Source organism: Mesorhizobium sp. M7A.F.Ca.CA.004.06.1.1 (assembly GCF_003999135.1).
Taxonomy (GTDB): Bacteria; Pseudomonadota; Alphaproteobacteria; order Rhizobiales; family Rhizobiaceae; genus Mesorhizobium.
On sequence record NZ_RZPQ01000570.1, the window covers coordinates 1 to 3,867 of the forward strand.

At 61.5% G+C, this 3,867-nt stretch carries 4 protein-coding genes and 1 pseudogene; 3 read left to right on the plus strand and 2 right to left on the minus strand.

The window, feature by feature from the left end; translation table 11 throughout:
- Positions 1-316 (plus strand): annotated as a pseudogene (locus EN906_RS37425) (succinylglutamate desuccinylase); the annotation flags it as partial.
- A gap of 122 nt (positions 317-438) precedes the next feature.
- Here EN906_RS37425 and EN906_RS25915 read toward each other — a convergent pair.
- A complete protein-coding gene (locus EN906_RS25915; protein WP_127268213.1) occupies positions 439-1,167 on the minus strand; it encodes an SDR family oxidoreductase in 729 nt (242 codons plus the stop codon).
- A 95-nt stretch (positions 1,168-1,262) separates the two neighbouring features.
- Between EN906_RS25915 and EN906_RS25920 the strand changes: the two genes are divergently transcribed.
- Complete coding sequence (locus EN906_RS25920; protein WP_127268214.1) at positions 1,263-1,685, plus strand: helix-turn-helix domain-containing protein; 423 nt, start codon at positions 1,263-1,265, stop codon at positions 1,683-1,685.
- 728 nt (positions 1,686-2,413) lie between these two features.
- A complete protein-coding gene (locus tag EN906_RS25925; protein ID WP_127268215.1) occupies positions 2,414-2,725 on the plus strand; it encodes a DUF736 domain-containing protein in 312 nt (103 codons plus the stop codon).
- Between the two features lie 44 nt (positions 2,726-2,769).
- Here EN906_RS25925 and EN906_RS25930 read toward each other — a convergent pair.
- A partial coding sequence (locus EN906_RS25930) for a PLP-dependent aminotransferase family protein (protein WP_164777362.1) occupies positions 2,770-3,867 on the minus strand: 1,098 nt, incomplete at its 5' end.

Consider the following 3,867-nt stretch of genomic DNA (forward strand, 5'->3'; position numbering starts at 1 on the left):
CGGTCAAGCACCCGCCGCGCCGCCGCTCTGCGACGTCACAGGCTTCGACGCCTGCGACGTGGTGCGCACGCCGGCGTTCGGCGTCATCGTCTACCGCGTCGAACTTGGCGAGCGGGTCACGTCCGGACAGCCGATCGCCGACATCGTCGCGCCCGCTGCGATTGGCGGCGATGCCCGTATCACCGTCCATGCGCGTACTGACGGCGTGGTCGTCACCCGCAGACTGAAGAAGCTGGTGGCGGCCAACCAAGTCATCGCCAAGGTAGCCGGCACCGAGCCGCTTTCCCATCGCAAGGGCTATCTTCTGGAGGATTGATAACATGTCGCTCGAAAGCTGCTCCGGTTTCGAGAAAACGACATGCATGCCTGTCACTGCGAGACACCGACCGGCATGAGCGCAACGGCGGCCGTCCAGGTTTCAGTGGTCGAAGGCGCACGTCACACCTGGGCCATGCCGCCATCGACGGCCAGTTCTGCGCCGGTTGTGAAACTGCTCTCGTCGCTGGCGAGGAAAACAACCGCGGCGGCCACCTCGTCAGGCCGGCCCATGCGCCCGAGAGGGATCATGCTGGAAAGCGCGTCTCGAATCTGTTGCGAGGCCCCGGCCATCATCGCCGTATCGGTCGGGCCGGGGCTGACGACGTTGACACGAATGCCTTTGGGAGCAAGTTCGTTGGCCCAGGTGCGGGTGAACGAGCGGACAGCGGCCTTGGTGGCGCCGTAGACGCCATATCCTTTGGTGCCGATGTCGCCTGCGATAGAGCCGATCAACACGATCGTTCCGCCTGGCTGCATGAGGTTGACGGCACCTTGTGCTGCGAAAACCAGAGAGCGCACATTCAGACCGAATGTCCTGTCGAAATGATCCTCCGAAATATCTTCAAGCGGGGCGTATTCGGAAAGGCCGGCATTCACAATGAGCACGTCGATACGCCCGCGTTCCGATCTGATCTGCTCGAATACACGTTCAAGATCCGCTCTGTTGCTTGCATCCGCCAGGACCGTCCGGATGCTGCCGGTGCCCGCCGCTTCCAAGGCGCCGTCCGCACCCTTGCGGCTGGTCGCATAGACCTGCGCTCCCTCACTGGCGAACCTTTGTGAAACTGCCCCGCCGATACCGCCGGCACCGCCGACAACCAGTGCGATCTTGTTTGCCAATCTGCTCATGTGAACTCCATCAAAAAGTGATGGCTCAAGATATATGCTCTATACCTACGGTCAATTACGCACTACAACTAGAGCAGATATCGAGGAGTATACCTATGTCCGCCGTGACTGAAGACTTGCCCGTCAAGGTCAGCCCACCCCGTCGTCCTAAGCCCGTGTCCGTCGAGGCGTTGATAGATGTGCAAAAGGCGCGGCCGGCACTTGAGCAGATCGCCAACAAGTGGTCGGTCCTGATTCTGACCGTTCTGTGCACTAGGCCGTCGAGATTCAACGAGATCATGCGGCGCCTGGACGGCATCACGCACAAGGCGCTCGCCGATGCGCTGAAGCGTCTGGAACGTAACGGTCTCATTCGCCGTGAAGTGCTGACGACGACGACGCCGGTCGGTGTCGAATACACGATCACTTCGCTCGGCCACTCCCTTCGGCAACCGTTCGAGGCGCTTTACGAATGGTCGATGACCTACGGGCCGGAACTCGAGCGCGCGCAAGACGAATACGACCGCGTTCGAGACTGATCACGTCCCCGGCCAGGCAGGCTTCTATTGCTCTGACGACACCCTGATAAAGGCCAGGAACGCCAAGGTAACAGCCGTTCGCATTCAGTTCTCCCCCAAGTTAAGGCCTGACCTTACACGGCAACTGCCGGTTTCGCATCCTGTCGCTCTGAGTTTACCTGCGGCTGATCGAGCCAAACAACTACTCCCCAGAATGAGGAAATTACTATTATGGCGCATGGACTTCTACGACCCCGTGCGTGCCGCGCCTAATCTGGCGGCGTCCATTCTCTCCCATCGACCGCTGATGACGATTCAGCCCAAAGATTAGAGAAATCGGACGTCCCTTCTTCACCGGGTGAAGTGGGACCAACACCGCCCACGGGCGGGAGGAAGCGTCCTTGACCGAAATAGAGAAGCGCAGCGGAGCAAGCGACAGTGGCCGGGACTGATCTTAGCCACTGTGGCATTCCTTCCGCGTATTCTGTCCAAGCTACGCCCACGGCGTCCTCGAATGGATTGGGTCTGACTGAAGACCGCCTTCGCTTCGGCTCGATCGTCTTCCCGTAACGACGTCGCTGCGTTCTCTTCCCCTGGTCGCTGCGCGTCCATTCCTCGGCGGCCCAAGAAAGCCTCGCGCCGCCGTTACTTCGTTTCAGCCCCTTCGGGATGCAGACCGATCGTCTCCGGCCTCACGACCACCATCGAGAGATGGGTGCGGCCCGAGAAAAACAGAAGGAACCACCACGATGGCTACGGTCGGCACATTCTCGCGCACCGCGAACGGCTTCTCCGGTTCGGTCAAGACCCTCAACCTCAACGTCAAGACTGTGACGTTCTCTCCGGTCGATGGCGACAATGAAAAGAGACCCGACTTCCGCATTTTCGCTGGCGCCCCGAGTTCGGGACGGCCCTGGAAGAAGACCTCGCGCGAGAGCCGCGACTACCACTTCGTCAAGCTCGACGATCCCAGCTTCCCCGCTCCGATCTACGCGAGCTTGGTCGAGACCGACACCGGGGGCGACTTCTCGCTCATCTGGTCACGACGCGCCGCGGAGTGATCCGTCAAGCACTAAGCCCGCCGCAAGGCGGGGCTTTGTCCTGTTCAAGTCCGCCGATGCCTAAGCTCTGCCAGCATGAAGTCAAAAAAATGAGGATCCGAGGCCCAGGCGATGTTGACGCGGATGCCTGCCTTGGCAGGTTGGCGCTCCGGCGAAAACACGGTACCAGGTGCGATAAAAATCCCCTGGCGAGCGCCTTCCCGGGCGAGGGCGATGTCATCGACATACTCGGGAAGCTCCAGATAGACGTAGTATCCACCTGTCGGCTCGGCAAAGAGCTTAAGACCCATCTTCTGAAGGCGGGGAACGACCGTCTCGGTGGCCTGCTGCACACGCTGCGCCAAACGCTTGAGGTGGCGCCGATAGTGACCTTCACTGATCAATCCATGGATCAACCGCTCAATGTGTCCTGAGCTGTTGACTGTCGTCAGCATCTTCAACTCGGCAAGGGAAGCGATAAGGTCGGGGCGCGCGGCGATATAGCCGCAGCGCAGGCTGGCCGACAACGTCTTGGCAAAGGTGCGCACGCAGATGACGTTCCGCAACTGGTCGAGAGGCGCAAGGCCAACGCCACGGACCGTCGGCAGGTCGACGAACGGGTCGTCCTCGACCACCAGCATGTCGCAGCGCGCGGCGATCGTCAGGATCGAGTGAGCCGTCGGCAGGTTGGTCGAGCTGCCGGTTGGATTGTGCGCAAGCGATTGTGTGAAGAACAGCTTCGGACGCTCGCGCTCGGCCTTGCCGGCGAGATCGTCGAGGTCCGGACCGGTCGGCGTCCGCTTCACGCCGATCATGCGGATCTGCGCCAGCTTCAGCTTGGCGAAAAGCGGGTAGTAGCCGGGGTCGTCGACCAGCACGGTATCGCCGGCGACGAGGAAGCGGCGTATGATCAGGTCCAGTGCGTGGTTGGCGCCGAATGTCAGCAGGATCTGGTCCGGGCTCGCCTGCACCTCGCGCTCCATGAGGTCGAAGGCGAGGCGCTCGCGCAGCGCCGGCAGGCCCATCGCCGAACCATAGCCGTCACTGCTGGACCTCTGGTGCCGGCCGAGCAGCCCGAGATGGCGGCGCACTTCCGATTCCTCCATCCATGAGGCGGGCGGCCGCCCGTCACCGACGCGGATCGAAAAGCTCTCCTCCAACTG